Below are 21,769 nucleotides of genomic sequence, written 5' to 3'. Positions count from 1 at the left end.
GTTGGTAAGTTTTCGGCCGGTTAGTGCCAGTTCCCTGCACCCATTGCTGAGCTTCCAGGTCTGGCCTATCGATCCCGTGTTCTGCGGGGGGCCTTATCCCACCAAGTGGGTGAGAAGCCTGATCTTGGAGAAGGTTTCCCGCTTAGATGCTTTCAGCGGTTATCCTGTCCGAACGTAGCTATCCAGCGGTGCCCCTGGTGGGACAACTGGTGCACTAGAGGTTCGTCCGTCCCGGTCCTCTCGTACTAGGGACAGGTTTCCTCAAGCTTCTGACGCGCGCGGCGGATAGAGACCGAACTGTCTCACGACGTTCTAAACCCAGCTCGCGTGCCGCTTTAATGGGCGAACAGCCCAACCCTTGGGACCTGCTCCAGCCCCAGGATGCGACGAGCCGACATCGAGGTGCCAAACCATCCCGTCGATATGGACTCTTGGGGAAGATCAGCCTGTTATCCCCGGGGTACCTTTTATCCGTTGAGCGACACCCCTTCCACTCGGGGGTGCCGGATCACTAATCCCGACTTTCGTCCCTGCTTGACGTGTAGGTCTCGCAGTCAAGCTCCCTTGTGCATTTACACTCGCCACCTGATTGCCGTCCAGGTTGAGGGAACCTTTGGGCGCCTCCGTTACATTTTAGGAGGCAACCGCCCCAGTTAAACTACCCGCCAGGCACTGTCCGTGAACCGGATATACGGTTCGACGTTAGGTATCCAATACGATCAGAGTGGTATTTCAACAACGACTCCACCTCAACTAGCGTCGAAGCTTCACAGTCTCCCACCTATCCTACACAAACCGTACCGAACACCAATACCAAGTTGTAGTGAAGGTCCCGGGGTCTTTTCGTCCTGCCGCGCGTAACGAGCATCTTTACTCGTAATGCAATTTCGCCGAGTCTATGGTTGAGACAGTTGAGAAGTCGTTACGCCATTCGTGCAGGTCGGAACTTACCCGACAAGGAATTTCGCTACCTTAGGATGGTTATAGTTACCACCGCCGTTTACTGGGGCTTAAATTCTCCGCTTCACCCTTACGAGTTAACGGGTCCTCTTAACCTTCCAGCACCGGGCAGGCGTCAGTCCGTATACATCGTCTTGCGACTTCGCACGGACCTGTGTTTTTAGTAAACAGTCGCTTCTCACTGGTTTCTGCGACCGGATCCCGCTCCCACCGCAGGGTGTTCACGGTATTCCGGTCCCCCTTCTCCCGAAGTTACGGGGGCATTTTGCCGAGTTCCTTAACCATAGTTATCTCGTACGCCTTGGTATGCTCTACCTGACCACCTGTGTCGGTTTGGGGTACGGGCCGTGTATGTGCTCGCTAGAGGCTTTTCTTGGCAGCAGAGGCTCACCGAATTCGCCTCAATCGGCTATGCATCACCTCTCGGGATTAATGAGCGACGGATTTGCCTATCGCTCTCCCTACAGGCTTGCCCCAGTATTACCACTGACTGGTACGGCTACCTTCCTGCGTCACCCCATCGCTTGACTACTACCAGCGAAGTTTCCACGCAGCCCCGAAACTCCACGCCCCCGAAGGGGAATGATCGATCCGGTTTTGGGTGGTTAGTACCGCTGATTCATCACGGGCGCTCATACACGGGTACGGGAATATCAACCCGTTGTCCATCGACTACGCCTGTCGGCCTCGCCTTAGGTCCCGACTCACCCTGGGCGGACTGGCCTGGCCCAGGAACCCTTGGTCTTACGGCGGGCAAGGTTCTCACTTGCCTTATCGCTACTCATGCCTGCATTCTCACTCCCCCATCCTCCACCACCGGTCACCCGGTGGCTTCGCGGAATGAGGGACGCTCCCCTACCCAACCTTGCGGTTGCCGCGGCTTCGGCGGTGTGCTTGAGCCCCGCTACATTATCGGCGCACAATCACTTGACCAGTGAGCTATTACGCACTCTTTCAAGGGTGGCTGCTTCTAAGCCAACCTCCTGGTTGTCTTTGCGACTGCACATCCTTTTCCACTTAGCACACGCTTAGGGGCCTTAGCCGGCGATCTGGGCTGTTTCCCTTTCGACGTACGGAGCTTATCCCCCGCCGTCTCACTGCCACGCTATACACCACGGCATTCGGAGTTTGGCTGACGTCAGTAACCTAGTAGGGCCCATCGGCCATCCAGTAGCTCTACCTCCGTGGTGAAACACGTAACGCTGCACCTAAATGCATTTCGGGGAGAACCAGCTATCACGGAGTTTGATTGGCCTTTCACCCCTACCCACAACTCATCCCCTCAGTCTTCAACCTAAGTGGGTTCGGGCCTCCACGCGGTCTTACCCGCGCTTCACCCTGGCCATGGGTAGATCACTCCGCTTCGGGTCCAGAACACGCCACTACACCCCAAAAGGGGATACGCCCTATTCAGACTCGCTTTCGCTGCGGCTACCCCACACGGGTTAACCTCGCGACATGTCCCTGACTCGCAGGCTCATTCTTCAAAAGGCACGCCATCACCCCACGAAGAGGCTCTGACGGATTGTAGGCACACGGTTTCAGGTACTCTTTCACTCCCCTCCCGGGGTACTTTTCACCATTCCCTCACGGTACTAATCCGCTATCGGTCATCGAGTAGTATTTAGGCTTACCGGGTGGTCCCGGCAGATTCACAGCAGATTCCACGGGCCCGCTGCTACTCGGGAGTTGATACAAGGTAGGTGTCGGGTTTTCGCGTACCGGGCTCTCACCGTCTACGGCAGACCATCCCAGGCCACTTCCGCTAACTACGACACTTTCTGACTACCCCTCAGCCAGGTAGAGCTGAGACGTATCAATCCCACAACCCCGCACACACAACCCCTACCCGGTTACCCATGCGTGCGGTTTAGCCATGTTCCGCGTTCGCTCGCCACTACTAGCGGAATCACAATTGTTTTCTTCTCCTACGGGTACTGAGATGTTTCACTTCCCCGCGTTCCCTCTCGCACCCTATATATTCAGATGCGAGTAACACGACATCACTCGTGCTGGGTTTCCCCATTCGGAAATCCTCGGATCAAAGCTCGGTTGACAGCTCCCCGAGGCATATCGCAGCCTCCCACGTCCTTCATCGGCTCTCGATGCCAAGGCATCCACCATGCGCCCTTAGTCACTTACTTACACACAAAAAACCAAAGAAGAAATTACATTTATGAACACGCCACCATTAGGGCAGCGCATCCATTAGATGCTCGCAACCACTATCCAATACTCAAACACCACACCCCACCACCAAGATGGTGGGACAACACCTGAGTGTTGCCTCAGGACCCAATAGTGTGTCTGGCAGTCGTTTGCTGTTGTGCACCCGGCCCTCGCCCACTACAGGCGAGAACCCCTCACGGCTCACACTCCACCAATTGGAGTGTTTTTCGTGGTGCTCCTTAGAAAGGAGGTGATCCAGCCGCACCTTCCGGTACGGCTACCTTGTTACGACTTCGTCCCAATCGCCGATCCCACCTTCGACAGCTCCCTCCCAAAGGGTTAGGCCACTGGCTTCGGGTGTTACCGACTTTCATGACGTGACGGGCGGTGTGTACAAGGCCCGGGAACGTATTCACCGCAGCGTTGCTGATCTGCGATTACTAGCGACTCCGACTTCACGGGGTCGAGTTGCAGACCCCGATCCGAACTGAGACCGGCTTTGAAAGGATTCGCTTAACCTTGCGGTATCGCAGCCCTTTGTACCGGCCATTGTAGCATGTGTGAAGCCCTGGACATAAGGGGCATGATGACTTGACGTCATCCCCACCTTCCTCCGAGTTGACCCCGGCAGTCTCTCACGAGTCCCCGGCATTACCCGCTGGCAACATGAGACAAGGGTTGCGCTCGTTGCGGGACTTAACCCAACATCTCACGACACGAGCTGACGACAGCCATGCACCACCTGCACACAGGCCACAAGGGAACGCCTATCTCTAGACGCGTCCTGTGCATGTCAAACCCAGGTAAGGTTCTTCGCGTTGCATCGAATTAATCCACATGCTCCGCCGCTTGTGCGGGCCCCCGTCAATTCCTTTGAGTTTTAGCCTTGCGGCCGTACTCCCCAGGCGGGGTACTTAATGCGTTAGCTACGGCACGGATCCCAAGGAAGGAAACCCACACCTAGTACCCACCGTTTACGGCGTGGACTACCAGGGTATCTAATCCTGTTCGCTCCCCACGCTTTCGCTCCTCAGCGTCAGTTACTGCCCAGAGACCCGCCTTCGCCACCGGTGTTCCTCCTGATATCTGCGCATTCCACCGCTACACCAGGAATTCCAGTCTCCCCTGCAGTACTCCAGTCTGCCCGTATCGCCCGCACGCTCACAGTTAAGCCGTGAGATTTCACGAACAACGCGACAAACCACCTACGAGCTCTTTACGCCCAGTAATTCCGGACAACGCTCGCACCCTACGTATTACCGCGGCTGCTGGCACGTAGTTGGCCGGTGCTTCTTCTGCAGGTACCGTCACTTGCGCTTCGTCCCTGCTGAAAGAGGTTTACAACCCGAAGGCCGTCATCCCCCACGCGGCGTCGCTGCATCAGGCTTGCGCCCATTGTGCAATATTCCCCACTGCTGCCTCCCGTAGGAGTCTGGGCCGTATCTCAGTCCCAGTGTGGCCGGACACCCTCTCAGGCCGGCTACCCGTCGTCGCCTTGGTAGGCCGTCACCCCACCAACAAGCTGATAGGCCGCGGGCCCATCCCACACCGCAAAAGCTTTCCACCACAAGACATGCGTCCCGTGGTCATATTCGGTATTAGACCCAGTTTCCCAGGCTTATCCCGATGTGCAGGGCAGATTACCCACGTGTTACTCACCCGTTCGCCACTCGAGTATCTCCGAAGAGACCTTTCCGTTCGACTTGCATGTGTTAAGCACGCCGCCAGCGTTCGTCCTGAGCCAGGATCAAACTCTCCAAACAAAAACTCCTCGATAAAACGAGGTGAATTCACAATCAGAGAAAATCTGACCTAACAAAAAGACACCAAATCAACTGGCATCAAAAGACGACCATACCCACACACGGGGGGTGCAAGATATGGTCAAAAAAACAACAACAAAAATATGAAACCACCAAACACACTATTGAGTTCTCAAACAACACTCTTGCTTGTTTTGCCCGATTCCGGGCAACCCTGCCAGCTTAATACAGCTCTGGTAGAGGAGTCAAGCCCCGGTTTTCGGCCATCCTGGGCGGCGACCGAGCCTGTCGGGCGGTATCTACTCTACCCTCTCGATCTCAGCACCCAAACTCGCCAGGTTCTCCACGAATAGCGGGTAGCCGCGATCGATGTGGAAGACGTCGTGGACCTCGGTGTCTCCGTCGGCGACCAGGCCCGCCAGCACCAAACCGGCGCCGGCCCGGATGTCGGAGCACCAGACCGGCGCGCTCGAGAGCTGCGGAAGACCCCGCACGACGGCGTGGTGGCCGTCCGTGCGGGCATCGGCGCCGAGCCGGATCATCTCCTCAACGAACCGGAACCGTGCCTCGAACACGTTTTCCGTGATCATCGACGTGCCGTCGGCTATCGACGCCAGCGCGATCGCCATCGGCTGCAGGTCGGTCGGAAAGCCGGGAAACGGCAACGTCGCGACATTGACGGCCTTGGGCCGCTCGTACTGGCCCACCCGGAAACTGTCGTCCGTCTGGGTGACGGTGGCACCCGCGTCGTGCAACTTGTGCAGCACCAGCTGAAGGTGCGCGGGATCGACGCCGGACACCGTGATGTCACCGCGGGTCATGGCCGCTGCGATGCCCCACGTGGCGGCCACGATGCGATCGCCGATGACGCGGTGTTCGGTCGGATACAGCCGCGGGACGCCGGTGATCGTCATGGTCGGTGAACCCGCGCCTTCGACCTGCGCGCCCATCTGGTTCAACATCGTGCACAGGTCGACCACGTCGGGCTCCCGCGCGGCGTTGTGGATTGTGGTGACGCCCTCAGCCAGGACGGCTGCCATCAGGATGTTCTCGGTAGCTCCCACAGAGGGGAATTCCAACTGAATCTCTGCGCCGCGCAACGTTTCTGCTTGAGCAACCACGCAGCCGTGCTCGATGTTGCAGCGCGCGCCCAGCTGTCGGAGACCGGCCTGGTGCATATCCAGCGGGCGCGATCCGATCGCGTCACCACCCGGAAGCGCAACCCTGGCCCGCTTGCACCGGCCGACCAGCGGGCCCAGCACACAGACCGAGGCCCGGAACTGCCGAACCGCGGCGAAGTCGGCGTCGTACTTGGGTTCGTCGGGCGAGGTGATCCGGGCGACGTCGCCGTCGAGCTCGACGGTGGCACCCAGGCCGCGCAGCACCTCCGCCATCAGCGGCACATCGAGAATGTCCGGACAGTTGGTGATGGTGCTGGTGCCTTCGGCCAGCAATGTCGCGGCCATGAGCTTGAGCACGCTGTTCTTGGCGCCGCCGACTGTGACCCGGCCGGACAACCGGTTACCGCCGGTCACCACGAAACGCTCAGCCACCCGGGTCAGTCTAGTGAAGCCGTATCGGCTTGTCAGTCAGCTAAGACGTCAGCCCGGTACCGTTTTGGCTATGGCAGTACACCTCACCCGCATCTACACGCGAACCGGCGACGACGGGACCACGGGACTGAGCGATTTCTCGCGGGTCTCGAAGAATGACGCCCGTCTGGTGGCATATGCGGATTGCGACGAGGCCAACTCCGCGATCGGTGTCGCAATCGCGGCGGGGCGGCCTGAACCGGAAATCGCGGACGTGCTGCGTCAGATTCAAAACGACTTGTTCGACGCGGGCGCGGATCTGTCGACCCCTGTGGTGGAAAACCCCAAGCACCCGCCGCTACGAGTCAGCCAACCGTACATCGATCGCCTCGAAGGTTGGTGCGACCGCTACAACGAGAACCTGCCGGCGCTGAATTCCTTTGTGCTGCCCGGTGGTTCGCCGTTGTCTGCGCTATTGCACGTCGCCCGTACGGTGGTTCGTCGCGCAGAGCGGTCGGCATGGGCCGCGATCGATGCGCACCCGGACGGTGTCAGCGTGCTGCCGGCGAAATACCTCAACCGGCTGTCGGATCTGCTCTTCATCCTGTCGCGGGTGGCCAACGCGGGCGACGACGTGCTGTGGCGACCGGGCGGCGGCAGCTAACGCGAGCAGACGCAGAATCGCCCAAAATAAGGGCATTTTGGGCGATTCTGCGGCTGCTCGCCACGTAAGTCACACGCTGCGGCGGCGGGCACGCGGTGAAGGCCGGGACTCCAGCCAGGACAAGAACGCCGTCAATGCACCCTGGTCGAGTGCGAGCTCGTAGCCCGAGCGGCGGTCCTGTGTGGTGTCGCGCAGTTCGAGCACGACGATCTCGTCGGTCATGATGTCGTACTCGTCGCCGCGCGGCCCGCGCCTGGCGATGATCTCCACGCCGCGCCGGCTGAGCCGCCGATCCGGCCACAGGCGCAAACTGGACAACCGGTAGAACGCGGCTTCGCCACCGCGGTAACGGATTACGCCATGCCGCCACCCGTGGCCGCCGATGGCGGGGATATCCCGCATGATCCCCGCTGTTCCGCCCTGCCGCAGCTTCCACAACCGATAGCTCAGCGCGAGGACCGCCACTCCCAACACGACGACGAGCACGGCCATGCCGATCATGGGCGCGCTCATCTTCTTGCCCGAGGCGGCTAGTCGATCGCGCCGACGGCACGCAATCTGGCGCGCCCCCTGGCCGCGATCTTCGGATCGTCGGACTCGGAATCCTGCTTGGCAGCGCTTTCGTCGATGTCCTTCTCGAACTCGGCTGTTTCGGCGAGGATGATGACCCCCTCCTCGGTCACCGACAGGAAACCGCCGTCCACCGCTATCCGCAGGTCGCCGTCGCCTTCCCGCTCCACACGCACCATGGCGTCGTCGACCAACTGCGCTACCAACGGGATGTGGTGGGGCAGGATGCCGATCTCGCCGACGGTAGTGCGGGTGAACAGGAACGTGGCCTCGCCCGACCAGATCTTTCGGTCGACCGCGACGATCTCAACGTTCATTTCCGCCATGCCACACCACCTTTCGCCACAGTCGCAAGCCTTCGATCACAGCTTGACGTCGTAGCTCTCGGCCTTCTTGGCCAGGTCATCGAGTCCACCGATCAGGAAAAAGGCTTGCTCGGGCACGTGGTCGAAGTCGCCCTTCGCCAGCTTGTCGAATGCCTCGATGGTTTCCTTCACCGGTACCGTCGACCCAGGCTGACCGGTGAACTGCTCGGCCGCCATCATGTTCTGCGAGAGGAAGCGCTCAATGCGCCTGGCGCGGTTCACCAACTGCTTGTCCTCTTCAGACAGCTCGTCGATACCCAGAATCGCGATGATGTCCTGAAGGTCCTTGTACCGCTGCAGGATTCGGATGACTTCCTGGGCCACGCGGTAGTGCTCGTCGCCGACGACGCTGGGGTCCAGAATGGTCGAGCTCGACGCCAGCGGGTCCACCGCGGGGAAGATGCCCTTCGAGAACACCGAACGCGACAGCTCGGTCGTGGCGTCCAGGTGCGCGAACGTCGTCGCGGGGGCCGGGTCGGTGTAGTCGTCGGCGGGCACGTAGACCGCCTGCATCGAGGTAATCGACCGGCCGCGCGTCGAGGTGATGCGCTCCTGCAGCTCACCCATCTCGTCGGCCAGCGTTGGTTGGTACCCCACCGCGGACGGCATCCGGCCGAGCAGCGTCGACACCTCCGAGCCGGCCTGGGTGAACCGGAAGATGTTGTCGATGAACAACAGTACGTCCTGGCCAGCCTCGTCACGGAACCATTCCGCCATTGTCAGCGCGGACAGCGCCACGCGCATACGGGTGCCGGGCGGCTCGTCCATCTGACCGAATACCAGCGCGGTGTCCTTGAGCACGTCGGCTTCCTTGAGCTCGACCCACAGGTCGTTGCCCTCGCGAGTGCGCTCGCCGACGCCGGCGAACACCGAGGTACCGCCGAAGTTGCGGGCGATGCGGTTGATCATCTCCTGGATGAGTACCGTCTTACCCACGCCGGCACCGCCGAACAGGGCGATCTTGCCGCCACGCACGTACGGGGTCAGCAGGTCGACGACCTTGAGGCCGGTTTCCAGCATCTCGGTGCGGGGTTCGAGGTCCTCGAACGCCGGCGGCTTACGGTGAATCGACCAGTGGTCGAAATCTTCTCCGTATCCCGGCTCGTCCAGGCAGTACCCCAGCGCGTTGAAGACATGGCCCTTGACCTCTTCACCTACCGGCACCGAGATCGACTTACCGGTGTCGGTCACCTCGACGCCGCGCACCAGGCCGTCGGTGGGCTGCAACGAGATCGTGCGCACCAGGTTGTCGCCGAGGTGCTGGGCAACCTCCAACGTCAGGGTCTTGGCGAGCGACTCGAAGCCGATCTCGGCGTGCAGGGCGTTGAACAGCTCCGGGACGGAGCCCCGCGGGAACTCGACGTCGACGACCGGCCCGGTCACCCGTACCACGCGGCCGCTGGTATCGGAGTTCCCTGACTTTTCGGACTTGTCGGTCTTTGTAGTCGTTCCCGATGTAGCGCTCATATCCTTTTCGCTTCCTTGTGGGGCTAGTTGGCGGCCGCGTCGGCGAGCGCGTTTGCGCCACCGACGATTTCGCTGATTTCCTGGGTGATCTCGGCCTGCCGCTGGCGGTTGGCCTCCAAAGTGAGCTCTTTGATGAGGTCGTCGGCGTTGTCGGTCGCCGACTTCATTGCCCGCTGGCGCGACGCCAGTTCCGACGCCGCCGATTCCAGCAGCGCCGCGTACACGCGGGTGGTCAGGTACCGGGGCAGCAGCGCATCGAACAGTGTCGTCGCGTCCGGCTCGAAGGAGTACAGGGTGTGTAGTCCCTCGTCTTCCTCGACGTACTCCACCACCAGCGGAGCGATGCGGTGAGCCACCGCGGTTTGCGACATCATCGACTTGAACTCCGAGTAGACGATGTGCAGTTCGTCGACGCTCTGCTCGTCTTCAGACTGCTCGTCCTCGTCGTCGCCGGTGCCCTTCATGAACGCATCGACCAAGGTCGAACCGATCTCTGCGGCGTTTTCGTATTGGGGTTGCTCGGAAAAGCCCGTCCACGATTCGGCGATGTCCCAGTTGCGGAACTTGAAGTAGTTCAGCGCCTTACGGCCCACCGTAAACAGAACCGGCTGCTTTCCTTCGTCTCTCAGCAGCGAGAACAGCTCCTCGGAGCGGCGGAAGATGCTGGAGTTGTACGCGCCGCACAAACCACGGTCAGAAGAGACCACCAGGACACCGGCCCGCTTCGGTTCCGTGCGCTCGACGAGCAGCGGATGGTCCAGAGCGGCTTCGGCGGACAGGGTGAGCAGCATAGACGTGATCTGGAATGCGTAGGGCCGCGCGGATTCCAGCCGGGCCTGTGCCTTTCCGATGCGCGATGTGGCAATCAGCTCCTGGGCCTTGGTGATCTTTTTGATCGACCCGGCCGAACGGATCCTCCCGCGCAATTCGCGAAGTGTGGCAGCCATCGTTAGCTACTTCTTGTCCTTCTTAACGGATTCCTTCTTGCCGGAGTCCTTCTTGGAGTCCTTCTGCTCCTTGGGTTTTTCCTTCTTGACTTGCACCGACTCCTTTTCGAGGTCCTCTTCGTCCATCGCGTCGACGTGCTCGTCGGGTACCACCGATCCGCCGCCCGTGGCCGCGAAGCCCTTCTTGAAGTGCTTGATGATCTCGGTCAGCTGGTCTTCTTCTTCCTCGCTGATCTTCTGACTGGAGCGGATGCCTTCGAGGAACTTCTCCTCCGACGCCCGCATGTGATCCAGAAGTTCGGCCTCGAACCGCTTGACGTCCTCCACCGGCACCGAGTCCAGGTGGCCGCCGGTGCCCAGGAAGATCGAAACCACTTGCTCCTCAACGGGCATCGGCTGGAACTGCGGCTGCTTGAGCAACTCGACCAGCCGCTCGCCGCGCTCCAACTGCGCCTTCGAGGTGGCGTCCAGGTCAGACGCGAAGGCGGCGAAGGCTTCCAACTCGCGGTACTGCGACAAGTCCAGGCGGAGGCTTCCTGCCACTTCTTTCATCGCCTTGATCTGTGCCGCGCCGCCGACTCGCGACACCGAGACACCGACGTTGATGGCCGGGCGGACACCCTGGTTGAACAGGTCGGTCTCCAGGAAGCACTGGCCGTCGGTGATCGAGATGACGTTGGTGGGGATGTAGGCCGAGATGTCGTTGGCCTTGGTCTCGATGATCGGCAGACCTGTCAGCGAACCGCCACCGCGGTCGTCGGACAATTTGGCGCAGCGCTCAAGAAGTCGCGAGTGCAGATAGAACACGTCGCCGGGGTAGGCCTCGCGACCGGGCGGGCGGCGCAGCAGCAGCGAGATGGCGCGGTATGCCTCGGCCTGCTTGGTCAGGTCGTCGAAGACGATCAGCACATGCTTGCCTTGGTACATCCAGTGCTGGGCGATCGCCGAACCCGTATACGGCGCAAGCCATTTGAAGCCGGCGGAGTCTGAAGCCGGAGCCGCAACGATGGTGGTGTAGTCCATCGCGCCGCCCTCTTCCAGCGCGCGACGGACAGAGGCGATCGTGGTGCCCTTCTGTCCGATGGCCACGTAGACGCACCGCACCTGCTTCTGCTCGTCGTCGCTTTCCCAGTTCTGCCGCTGGTTGAGGATGGTGTCGACGCAGACGGCCGTCTTGCCCGTCTTACGGTCACCGATGATCAGCTGGCGCTGACCGCGGCCGATCGGGGTCATCGCGTCGATAGCCTTGATGCCGGTCTGCAGCGGCTCCTTCACTCCTTGCCGCTCCACCACCGACGGCGCCTGCAGCTCCAGCGCGCGCCGGTCGTCGGTCTCGATGTCTCCTTGCCCGTCGATCGGCTGGCCGAGCGGGTTGACAACCCGCCCCAGGAACGCGTCGCCGACGGGAACCGACAGGACATCGCCGGTGCGCTTGACCTGTTGACCTTCTTCGATCTTGTCGAAGTCACCGAGGATCACGGTTCCGACGCTGTGCTCGTCCAAGTTGAGTGCGACGCCGAGGATTCCGCCGGGAAACTCGAGCAGCTCCTGGGTCATGACCGACGGCAGCCCTTCGACGTGCGCGATGCCGTCCCCGGCATCCACGACGGTCCCGACTTCCTCGCGTGAGGTGTCGGCGGTGAAGGAACTTACGTACTCCTCGATCGCGCTCTGGATGTCATCAGCGGAAATTGTCAAGTCGGCCATGGCTTTTCGTCTTCCTACTTGTTTCGTCTTGCACGTGGGTGATGACTAGTTGGTGTTCAGTCCGGTAGCTGAGCCCGCGCCGCGGTCAGGCGAGACGAGAGCGTACCGTCGATCACCTCGTCGCCCACGGAAATCAAGAGCCCACCTAACAATTCGGCATCGATCTGCAGTTGCACCGTCACCGAATGACCGTAGATCCGGCTCAGCACTTCGGTGAGACGCGTGCGTTGGGCATCGCTGAGCTCGGCGGCCGCACCGACTTGCGCGACGATTTCGCCACGGCGCGCGACTGCTACTTGGCTCAAAAACGTCACTGCTTCTTCGGCCGCCTGGCCCCGCAACAGCTCGACGGTCTGGGACAGCAGTGCGGTCGTGATCCGGTATACCCGGCCGCTCGCGCTGTCGAGCACCTTGCGCAGCAACCTGATACGGTCTTCGGCCGGTGCAGCGTAGTCGCCCAAGAGGATGGCAAGCCGGGGCTGCGCGTCGAGCACCCGGGAAAACCGAAACAATTGGTCTTCGAGTTCGCCGACCTTGTCCTCGCGTTCGGCGACGGTCAGCAACGCTTGCCGCGACACGTGTTCGATGGCATCGACCAAGTCGGAGTTGGTCGACCACCGCTGCGACACGGCTGCCCGCAGTACCTCCAGCGCGGGATCCCCGACTTTGTCGGATACCAGCCGCTCGATCAACCGGACCCGGGGCGCCGCGTCTTCTGAGGGCACGGTCAGATACCTGGTCACGACGAGTTCGCGGTCCAGCATCTTGGCCACCGACACCAGCTCGCCGGCGAGCTTGGACAGGCCTTGATCGCTGAGATCCTTTGCGATGGTGTCGAACCGGTCCACCAGGTCGCTCATCGCCTGTCGGCTGGCCGAGCGCATCTTTGCCATCAGGGGATACTCGACATCGGCCGTCTCCGGCGCCATCGCATCGAGCTCGTCCAGGAAGCGATCCACGGTGGCCGACTGCTGCTTCGGATCGCTCACGTAGTTGCGCACCAATTCCCCTGCCTGGCGCACTGATTCGTGGCCGAGCTCGAGGCGAAGCTGACGGGTCAGCTGGGCCCGCAGGAGCTCGGCCTGGCGGGCGCCTTGTGTTCTGATGCGCTCCGCGTCGACCTCGGACTGGGCCCGCAACTGTTCCGCAATGCGTTCGGAGTCTTCTTTGGCCTCTTCGACGACCCGCTTGGCCTCCTCCTTAGCGGATTCCACTGCCTTGGTATGGGCGGTGGACGATTCGCTGAGGCGTTCGGCGGCCGCGAGGGAGTCTTTGAGTTGCTGGCGGACCGTCTCCTGCCGGGCAGTCATCAAGCGGCGCACCGGCGGCACGGCAAAACGCACCACTATGAACACGATGACCGCGAACCCGATCAGTTGCGAAACGAAAGTCAGCATCGGTAATTACCTCGTCGCGGTTGAGGGAGTGACGTCGACGCCCAGAATTCGACTCGCCAGGGTCGCCGACATGTTTGCGACATTGGTTCGCAAATCCAACTCCACGGTGTCCCTCTCCCGCTTCAGTTGCTCGTTGGCCAGCGCTAACGTCGATGCCACTTCCTGTTCGGCACCCGCGCGGGCCTCGTCGACGGCCTTACGACCCTGGGCCCGGGCATCGTCGCGCAACGACGACGCCTTAATTCGCGCATCCTTCATGGCTTCTTCGTAGTCGGACTGGGCAGCGGCGAATTGCTCGGATGCCTTCTTGTTGTCGGACATGGTCTTGTGAACCATGGCATCGCGGTCCCGCAACACCTTAAGGATCGGCGGCACCACCCAAGTGCCGATGACACCAAGCACCACCAGGAAGATCGCCAGCACAAAGAAAAAGGTGCCGTTGGGAACGAGGAAGTTGTTACCTCCCTCGGCCTGGTTTGCGGCCAGAGCAGTAAGAGTCACGTCACTCATTACCCCCATCACCAGCGGTGTTACTTGACGGGGGTTGCGAAGACGAACAAGGCCATGAACGCCAGGTTGATGAAGTAGGCCGCCTCAACCAGACCGACGGTGATGAAGAACGGAGTGAACAGCCGTCCCTGCGCCTCGGGCTGCCGGGCGATGCCCGAAACCAGTGCGTTACCCGCAATACCGTCACCAATACCGGCGCCGATCGCGCCGCCGGCCATGATCAGTCCGCCGCCGATGAGTGCACCGGCAGCGATTTGGGGATCCATTGGCATTCTTTTCCTCCTTTATCGGATGGCTATCTGTTAGCGATCTACGCGGCTTCTGTAATGGCTTGTGAGTCGGGCCAATTGATGGCGGATTCAGTCATGATCCTCCTCGAGCTCCATCGCTTGGCTGAAGTACAAGATGGTCAGGATAGAGAAAATGAACGCCTGGATGGCGCCGACAAATAAGTCGAATGACTTCCAGATCGCGTTTGGCACCCACATGATGTAAACCGGGATGAGCGCGGCGATCAGGGTCACCAAAATGCCACCGGCGAAGATATTCCCAAAAAGTCGGAGCGACAACGAGATCGGCTTGGCGAGCTCCTCGACCAAGTTGATCGGCGCCAAGAAGACCACGTGCCCCTTGAGCAACTTGACCGGGTGTCCGATGATGCCACGGCGCCAGATCCCCGCGCCGTGATAGCAGACAAATACGAAAAGGGCCAGTGCCAGAACATAGTTGATGTCACCGGCCGCCGACTTGAGCAATTCGCTGGCGTGCCCGCTTTTGTTTTTGTATTGCAGCGGGAGGACCGACAGCCAGTTGGAGATCAGGATGAAGACGAAGATGGTGACCGCCAGCGGCAGCACGAACGGCGCGATCCGCATACCGATGGCAGCCTCGATCTGGCCGCGCATCTGGATGGTGATTGCCTCCCAGAAAAGTTGCACGCCACCAGGAACGCCCGTCGAAGTCACCTTGGAGCGCAGATAGAAGGCCAGCGCGATCACGATCACCGCGGCGATCGCGGTCGAAAGCACCGTGTCGACGTTGACGGTCAGCCCAAGCCACTTCGCCTTGTCGTGGTCCCCGACCTCGATTTGGGCTTCGGCCAGAAACGTCTCAATCATCGCTGGAAGTCCTCCCCTCGGTCGCGTCCGAAGTCATGGCCGAATCCCCGGCGCGCAGCTTCTTCACGATCGGCAGCGCGGTCGAAAACACCAGTAGTACCTGGAAAAGGGCCAGCCCAAACACGGCGCCCAGTCCATCAGGCCGGACGAGGGCCGCGACAATGAGGGCAAGCACGGTGATGATCGCCAGTCGTGCTGCTGAGTTGACCGCCATCGATCGTTTCAGCGGATGCTCTTGGGCGGTGATCGCTCCGACCGAACGCCGCACCAGCAGGGCGTTGAGCAAACCCAGGAGCAGTCCAACACCGAAGTAAACGCCAAGCATCAAGTGACCGATATAAGCGGCCGCCAACGTCGCACCGGCGGCGAGCACAACGCAGATGACGAAAAGGCGAATCGGGCGGAAAGCAACAGCGGGAAACACCAACGGCGCGTCCTGCGCTGGTGTCGTCACTGCAGCACCTCAATCCAGGGTTGGTGGAGCCGGTACCTGCCGACCGACCGATCGGTGGCCCGCAGAGCGTATCGCAGTCGTCCTGCTGGAAACACCCATGGGGTACCTCCTGGTGTCGGTCGTGAATCGGCTCGATCGGATTAGCACCCGATAGGCCGGGTGGCCGGCGACCCGCGAGGTGCATTTCGGGCCTCTAGCTGCACCGTACCATAAAGCGGAGCCACCTACTACTCCGTGTCGTAGTCTCCGCGGCGGTCGTCGTCGTAGTCGTCGTAATCGTCGCGGCGGCGCAGCAGTGGTATCACCGTCGCGATGCCGGCGACGACGATCGCGCCCAGCATTACCGCCGCGGTGTGGCGGGGGTTGAAGAAGATCGTGCTCGCGGCGCCGAAGGCAACGATGCCGACCCAGAGATAGATCAGCAGCACCACGCGCCGATGTGAATGACCGATCTGCAGCAGCCGGTGGTGCAGGTGCATCTTGTCGGGGCTGAACGCGCTGCGGCCCGCGCGGGTGCGGCGGACGATCGCCAACAGAAGGTCGAGCATCGGCACGAACATCACCGCGACCACCAGCAGGAAGGGTGACAGCAGAGCAAACACGTCGCGAGCACCGTAAGCGTTCTGCGAGATGGGTCCGGCGGCGGTCGTGGAGGCCGCGGCGAGCATCAGGCCGATCAGCATCGAACCCGAGTCGCCCATGAAGATCCTGGCCCGGTGGAAGTTGTGCGGCAGAAAGCCCAGACAAGCCCCCGCAAGAACCACAGATATCACGGCGGGCGGATAGAACAGCACGTCACCGCCGTGGTCGCGGAGCAAACCAACCGAGAAGATGCAGATGGCCAACGCCGTGATGAGTCCCAACCCGGCTGCCAACCCGTCGAGGCCGTCGACGAAGTTCATCGCGTTGACGATCGACACCGTCAGCGCCAGGGTGAGCAGGATCGACGAAGCCTGGTCCAAGACGATGGTGCCGACACCGCCGATCGGGATGTACAGCACGCTCCAGGCGACACCCATGGTGACCAGCACGCTTGCCGCGGTGATCTGACCGGCGAACTTCGTCAGCGCGTCCAGGCCCCAGCGGTCGTCGATCAGCCCGATACCCATGATCACCGCCCCTGCCACCAGCACCGCGGGCATGCCGGTGGAGTAGACGAAGCCGCGGGTCAGCGCGGGAAGCTGAGAGGCCAGAAAGACCGCGGCGACGACGCCCAGAAACATCGCCAGTCCGCCCATCCGTGGGGTGGGCGTCACGTGCACGTCGCGTTCGCGCGGATAGGCGACGGCGCCCAATCGGGTGGCCAGCACCCGGACCGGCCCGGTCGCGAAGTAGGTGATGATCGCTGCGGTCAGGCCGACCAGCGCTAGCTCGCGCAGCGGGACACCGGCGCCGCGATCGGCCAGGGCGAGCAAACCACCGGCAAGGCTGGTTACATCGCTGGACACCTCGAGACCGTACTGCACCAACCTGAGACCTGCGCTTCGGCTAGACGGTCAGGGTTGCGGGATCCACGCCTAAAACCTCGGCGATCCGCTCGGTGCTCACCGGCCCCGGTCGCAGGACGCGAGGCGTGTCGCCGGTCAGGTCGACGATCGTCGACGCAGCCTGCTGCGCCGACGGACCCGCGTCCAGGTAGACGTGGACCAGATCGCCGAGCTGGTTGCGCGCGTCGTCGGCGTCGACGGCGGGTGCGCGGCCAGAGACGTTGGCACTCGACACCGCCATCGGCCCGACCTCGCGGAGCAGCTCAATGGCGACCGGGTGCAACGGCATTCGCAGCATCACGGTGCCGCGGGCATCGCCCAGATCCCACTGCAACGACGGGGCTTGCGGCACCACCAGGCTTAGCGCGCCGGGCCAGAATGCGCGGATCAGTTCCCGGGCTCCGTCTGGCACGGAGTAGACCAGACCCTCGATCGTGTGCCACGAGCCGACCAGGACACCCACGGGCATATCGCGTCCACGGCCCTTCGCCGACAGCAGGGCGGCCACGGCATCGCGGTCGAAGGCGTCAGCGCCGATGCCGTAGACAGTGTCCGTCGGCATGACAACCAGTCGTCCGGCCTTGAGCGTTTCTACCGCCGAGGCGATTCCGCGCGCACGCTGGTCGGGGTCAGCACACTGGTAAATCTCAGGCATCGGCGCCAATCCTCCGGCCTGTCACGAATCTTGGCCGGCCGGCCAAATCCTTGCGGGCCACGATGTTATCGAACAGCCTTGTGTCCGACAATAATTCGACGGTCGGTGACGACGTGGTGTCGTCATGCTCGATGGCCAGCAGACCACCGGGACGCAGCCAGCGTCCAGCGTGGTCAACGACGGCGGCTATCACCGCCATCCCGTCCGGCCCGCCGAACACCGCGTGCGGCGGATCATGCTGGGCTACTTCGGGTTCCAGCGTCACGTGATCGGGAACGTAAGGCGGGTTGGCCACCACCAGATCCACCCGCCCGTCGAGTTCGGAAAGCAGGCGCGGTTGAGCAAAAGACTCAGTGATGTCGGCGTGCACGAGCTCAACCGCGGTGCCTTCGACATTGCGGCGCGCGTACTCGAGAGCTGCCTCGGAGTCGTCGATGCCGATCACCCGTGCTGCGGGCCAGCGCTGGGCCAGTGCGACAGCCAGTGCGCCGGATCCCGTACACAGGTCAACGATCACGGGGCGTGTTCCAAGCCGCTGCGCGACGGCCCACTCCACTATGCACTCGGTCTCTGGGCGCGGTATGAACACTCCCGGCCCCACCTGCAGTTCAACCGACCCGAACGCGACCGTCCCGATGATGTGCTGCAAGGGAATTCGGCGCGAACGGGCGGTGACGACGTCGTGGTACCGCCCGAAGAACTCCTCGTCGGGCAGCTCGAGCAACGGTAGCCGGCCGCGATCGGTGCCGGCCAGGTGAGCGGCCAACAGTTCGGCGTCGTAACGGGCCGAGTCGATGCCCGCGTCGGCCAGTAGTGCCGCAGCGGAGTCGATCGCGCGCCGCAGCTTGGACTGGACTGTCATGACGGTTGCTGCAGCCGGGACTGCTTGTCAGCGGCGCTCAGCGCGTCGAACATCGCATCCAGATCTCCGTCGAGCACCTGATCGAGATTGTGTGACTTGTAACCGATTCGGTGATCGGTGATGCGGTTCTCCGGGAAGTTGTAGGTGCGGATCCGTTCGCTGCGGTCCACGGTGCGGATCTGGCTGGCTCGGTCCGCAGACGCGTCGGCCAGCGCTTGTTCCTCGGCGAGCGCTTGCAGTCGTGCCGCCAGCACCTGCAATGCTCGCGTCTTGTTCTGCAGCTGCGACCGTTCGTTTTGGCAGGTGACCACGATCCCGGTGGGCAGATGAGTGATCCGCACCGCCGAGTCGGTGGTGTTCACACCTTGGCCGCCCTTCCCGGAGGAGCGGTAGACGTCGACACGCAGATCCGACTCGTCGATCTGGACCTCGCCGACTTCTTCCGGTTCCGGATACACCAGCACGCCGGCCGCCGAAGTATGCACTCGCCCTTGGGATTCCGTCACCGGGACGCGCTGGACCCGATGCACGCCGCCCTCGAACTTCAGCCGCGACCAGACGCCGTCGGCGGTGTCGCCTTTACTCGCGATGGCCAGCGTGGCGTCCTTGTAACCGCCCAGATCCGAAGTGGTTTCGTCCAGCACCGACACGTTCCAGCCGTGCCGCTCGGCATAGCGGATGTACATACGGGCCAAGTCGGCGGCGAACAAGGCGGACTCTTCGCCTCCCTCACCGGATTTGACCTCGAGCAGGATGTCGTCGGCGTCGTGCGGGTCGCGCGGTGCCAGCATGTCGGTGAGTTGGGTGTCCAGCTCGGCCACCCGCGATTCCAATTCGGTGACCTCTTCGGCGAATGACTCGTCATCGGCGGACAGCTCGCGTGCGGTCTCCAGGTCGTCGCGCGCGGCCACCAGCTTGCGGTGAGTGGCGACGATCGGGGCGAGTCGGGCGAACCGGCGTCCGGCCTTGCGCGCCTCATCGGGCTTGCTGTGCAGTTCGGGGTTTGCCAGCGCACGCTCGAGCTCGGCGTGCTCGGCGAGCAGCACATCAATCGCCTGTACCGGCTGCGTCATCTCTCACCTCCTTGCACAACCACCGCAAACGCGAACCGACGCCCGGCCTGTGCTATTTCCACACAGTTCGGGCGTCGGTGAGCCAGCTATTTGTCGGTTGAAGCAGCGTCGCCCTTGGCGCGCTTGCCGTAGCGCTTTTCGAAGCGGGCCACCCGGCCGCCGCTGTCCAGGATCTTCTGCTTTCCGGTGTAAAACGGGTGGCACTGCGCGCAAACTTCGACGACGATGCGGCCCCCGGGCTTGGTGCTGCGTGTCTCGAAGGTGTTGCCACATCCGCAGACGACCGTGGTCGCCTCGTAGGCCGGATGAATGTCTGATTTCATGCTGTCCTCTTCGATCGTTGGCCGCCCGGCGCCGTCGTGTTCGATCGGCGATCGGGCTCGAACTCCGCCGAACCTGAGCTGGTTCTGGGGTGGTCGACCGTCGATTATGCCAGGTCAACCGTTATCAGCCCAAACACCGAGAAGCGGCCGCGCATTCCCGGCGGACTAGCAGCGGGTGTACGTCTTACTTTTCCCCTCGCGCGTCCAGAGCACACCGCCATCGGGCCGCGCGCCGCGCGCGGAGAGCTCCCGTTTGAGGACCTTGTTGGTCGCCGTGGCGGGCAGGCGATCGGTGAGCCAGACGCGTCGGGGCCATGCCTTGGGCGACAGGTCGGGCTGGCCGGCCAGGAATTCGCCGAACTCGTCGGGCGTCAGATCGGCGTCGTCGGCCAACACGATCGCGGCCATGACCTGGTCGCCGACGTGTTCGTCGGGCACCGCGTACACCGCGACCTGGCTGATCGGCGTCAACCGCTGCAGGATCCGCTCTATCGGCGCCGTTGTCATGTTCTCTCCGTCGACGCGCAGCCAGTCACCGCTGCGCCCGGCGAAGTAGATCCAACCGTTGGCGTCCCGATAGGCGAGGTCTCCAGACCAGTACATGCCGTTTCGAAGTCGCGCACTGGTGGCGTCCGGATCGTTGTAGTAACCGGAGAACAGCCCGGCACCTGTGGTGTTGACCAACTCCCCGATCGCCTCGTCGGCGTTGGTCAGGGCACCGTCGGCGCCGAACACAGCCGGTGGGCACTCGGCGAGCGTCTCGGGATCGTAGATGGCGACACCTGGAAAACCCCGACCGAGCGACCCCGGTGGGCAGCCGTCTTCCCGGGTGATGATGATGGCGCCCTCGGTGGCGCCGAAGCCGTCCCACACCGTGCAGTCGAACCTTCGACTGAACTCGGCGATATCGCGCTCGCTTGCCTCGTTCCCGAACGCGACCCGCAGCGGGTTGTCGTGGTCGTCGGGTTGCTCGGGCGTGGCCAGGACGTAGGCGAGCGGCTTGCCCACGTAGTTCAAGTACGTGACTCCGTATCGCCGCAGGTCGGACAGCAGGCCGGACGCCGAAAACGCCGCGGGAACCATGGCCGAGCCGGAACCGACCGCCACGCTCCAGCCGGCCAGCAGCGCGTTGGAGTGAAACAGCGGCATCGACAGATAGCAGACGTCGGAGTCAGCGATGTCGAACCGCCCTATCAGGTTCATTCCGGCAAACAGCACGGTCAGATGGGCTATTTGCACAGCCTTCGGCTCACCACTGGTCCCCGAGGTGAAGATCATCATGAACGTATCGGTGGCTGCGACCTCGCGATACGGGTCCAGCTTTCCTGCATCGGCCAGCCGGGCCGCCCAGGACTCGCCGGTGACGTCGATTACCTGCACGCCGGGCAGGTCGAGACCGTCCAGTAGCTGTCGATGCACCGGATCGGTGAGCAGGATCTGGCAGTCGGCACGCGCGATATCTCTGACCAGCGCGGCGCCGCGGCGCGTGCCGTTGATCCCGCACAGGACGTATCCGCCAAGCGCGGCCGATGCCATGGCGGTGAGCATCTCCGGGGTGTTGCCCAGCAAGGCGCCGACATGCAGCGGCCGGTCGGGATCGGCGGCGCGAATCAGGGCCGCGGCGGTGGAGCTGGCGTCGGCGAGATGTTCGCGCCAGGTCCACACCCGCTCGCCGTATTTGAGCGCCGGCGTGTCCTGGTCGAGCCGTTCACGAAGCAGTTGCTGAAGCGTCTCCGCCACGGCTCA

18 protein-coding genes and 2 rRNA genes are annotated in these 21,769 nt (G+C 62.4%); 1 reads left to right on the top strand and 19 read right to left on the bottom strand.

What is annotated here, in order from left to right; all coding sequences use genetic code 11:
- The 3 genes from AC5Y21_RS01755 to murA all read right to left on the bottom strand — a co-directional run bounded on the left by AC5Y21_RS01755 (position 1) and on the right by murA (position 6,445).
- Positions 1-3,104 (bottom strand): 23S ribosomal RNA (locus AC5Y21_RS01755).
- A 268-nt stretch (positions 3,105-3,372) separates the two neighbouring features.
- Positions 3,373-4,892: ribosomal RNA gene (locus AC5Y21_RS01750) — 16S ribosomal RNA — on the bottom strand.
- The 16S and 23S rRNA genes sit together here, the layout of an rRNA operon.
- A 299-nt stretch (positions 4,893-5,191) precedes the next feature.
- Positions 5,192-6,445, bottom strand: coding sequence for a UDP-N-acetylglucosamine 1-carboxyvinyltransferase (gene murA, locus AC5Y21_RS01745; protein ID WP_499908751.1), 1,254 nt, complete (start codon positions 6,443-6,445; stop codon positions 5,192-5,194).
- 70 nt (positions 6,446-6,515) lie between these two features.
- Here murA and AC5Y21_RS01740 point away from each other — a divergent pair, with 70 nt between their 5' ends.
- Complete coding sequence (locus AC5Y21_RS01740) at positions 6,516-7,088, top strand: cob(I)yrinic acid a,c-diamide adenosyltransferase (RefSeq protein WP_499908749.1); 573 nt, start codon at positions 6,516-6,518, stop codon at positions 7,086-7,088.
- Between the two features lie 69 nt (positions 7,089-7,157).
- On the opposite strand, the gene AC5Y21_RS01735 is transcribed toward AC5Y21_RS01740, so the two are convergent.
- The 16 genes from AC5Y21_RS01735 to fadD1 form a co-directional block, all read right to left on the bottom strand.
- On the bottom strand, positions 7,158-7,601 hold the full coding sequence (locus AC5Y21_RS01735) for a DUF2550 domain-containing protein (protein WP_499908747.1): 444 nt from the start codon (positions 7,599-7,601) through the stop codon (positions 7,158-7,160).
- 17 nt (positions 7,602-7,618) lie between these two features.
- The gene (locus AC5Y21_RS01730; protein ID WP_499908745.1) at positions 7,619-7,984 is read right to left on the bottom strand and encodes a F0F1 ATP synthase subunit epsilon; all 366 of its coding nucleotides are present in this window, start codon (positions 7,982-7,984) and stop codon (positions 7,619-7,621) included.
- 36 nt (positions 7,985-8,020) lie between these two features.
- On the bottom strand, positions 8,021-9,490 hold the full coding sequence (atpD, locus tag AC5Y21_RS01725) for a F0F1 ATP synthase subunit beta (RefSeq protein ID WP_499908743.1): 1,470 nt from the start codon (positions 9,488-9,490) through the stop codon (positions 8,021-8,023).
- A 23-nt stretch (positions 9,491-9,513) separates the two neighbouring features.
- On the bottom strand, positions 9,514-10,437 hold the full coding sequence (locus AC5Y21_RS01720; protein WP_499908741.1) for a F0F1 ATP synthase subunit gamma: 924 nt from the start codon (positions 10,435-10,437) through the stop codon (positions 9,514-9,516).
- Between the two features lie 6 nt (positions 10,438-10,443).
- Complete coding sequence (gene atpA, locus AC5Y21_RS01715) at positions 10,444-12,144, bottom strand: F0F1 ATP synthase subunit alpha (RefSeq protein WP_499908739.1); 1,701 nt, start codon at positions 12,142-12,144, stop codon at positions 10,444-10,446.
- A gap of 56 nt (positions 12,145-12,200) precedes the next feature.
- A complete protein-coding gene (locus tag AC5Y21_RS01710) occupies positions 12,201-13,541 on the bottom strand; it encodes a F0F1 ATP synthase subunit B/delta (RefSeq protein WP_499908737.1) in 1,341 nt (446 codons plus the stop codon).
- 6 nt (positions 13,542-13,547) lie between these two features.
- Positions 13,548-14,051: a F0F1 ATP synthase subunit B gene (locus AC5Y21_RS01705; protein WP_499908735.1), complete on the bottom strand. Its 504-nt coding sequence runs from the start codon at positions 14,049-14,051 to the stop codon at positions 13,548-13,550.
- A gap of 20 nt (positions 14,052-14,071) precedes the next feature.
- The gene (locus AC5Y21_RS01700; RefSeq protein ID WP_499908952.1) at positions 14,072-14,317 is read right to left on the bottom strand and encodes a F0F1 ATP synthase subunit C; all 246 of its coding nucleotides are present in this window, start codon (positions 14,315-14,317) and stop codon (positions 14,072-14,074) included.
- Between the two features lie 93 nt (positions 14,318-14,410).
- Positions 14,411-15,169 (bottom strand): F0F1 ATP synthase subunit A, encoded by a 759-nt coding sequence (gene atpB / locus AC5Y21_RS01695; RefSeq protein ID WP_499908733.1) that lies wholly within the window; start codon positions 15,167-15,169, stop codon positions 14,411-14,413.
- Positions 15,162-15,623, bottom strand: a complete 462-nt coding sequence (locus AC5Y21_RS01690; RefSeq protein WP_499908731.1) for an ATP synthase subunit I — start codon at positions 15,621-15,623, stop codon at positions 15,162-15,164. The genes atpB and AC5Y21_RS01690 overlap by 8 nt, the downstream gene beginning before the upstream one ends.
- Positions 15,624-15,850: 227 nt before the next feature.
- A complete protein-coding gene (rfe, locus tag AC5Y21_RS01685; RefSeq protein ID WP_499908729.1) occupies positions 15,851-17,089 on the bottom strand; it encodes a UDP-N-acetylglucosamine--decaprenyl-phosphate N-acetylglucosaminephosphotransferase in 1,239 nt (412 codons plus the stop codon).
- A gap of 22 nt (positions 17,090-17,111) precedes the next feature.
- Positions 17,112-17,765, bottom strand: coding sequence for an L-threonylcarbamoyladenylate synthase (locus tag AC5Y21_RS01680; protein ID WP_499908728.1), 654 nt, complete (start codon positions 17,763-17,765; stop codon positions 17,112-17,114).
- Positions 17,758-18,627: a peptide chain release factor N(5)-glutamine methyltransferase gene (gene prmC, locus AC5Y21_RS01675; RefSeq protein WP_499908727.1), complete on the bottom strand. Its 870-nt coding sequence runs from the start codon at positions 18,625-18,627 to the stop codon at positions 17,758-17,760. The genes AC5Y21_RS01680 and prmC overlap by 8 nt, the downstream gene beginning before the upstream one ends.
- Positions 18,624-19,700, bottom strand: coding sequence for a peptide chain release factor 1 (gene prfA, locus AC5Y21_RS01670; RefSeq protein ID WP_499908726.1), 1,077 nt, complete (start codon positions 19,698-19,700; stop codon positions 18,624-18,626). Before prfA ends, prmC begins: the two co-directional genes overlap by 4 nt.
- Before the next feature lie 86 nt (positions 19,701-19,786).
- Positions 19,787-20,023 (bottom strand): 50S ribosomal protein L31, encoded by a 237-nt coding sequence (gene rpmE, locus AC5Y21_RS01665; protein WP_499908725.1) that lies wholly within the window; start codon positions 20,021-20,023, stop codon positions 19,787-19,789.
- A 165-nt stretch (positions 20,024-20,188) separates the two neighbouring features.
- The gene (gene fadD1, locus AC5Y21_RS01660) at positions 20,189-21,763 is read right to left on the bottom strand and encodes a fatty-acid--CoA ligase FadD1 (protein WP_499908723.1); all 1,575 of its coding nucleotides are present in this window, start codon (positions 21,761-21,763) and stop codon (positions 20,189-20,191) included.
- Positions 21,764-21,769 lie beyond the last annotated feature (6 nt).

The sequence above is a fragment of the Mycobacterium sp. NGS41 genome (assembly GCF_059812725.1).
The sequence above is the reverse complement of the archived record's forward strand: the minus strand, read 5'-3'. Positions and strand labels throughout refer to the sequence as shown.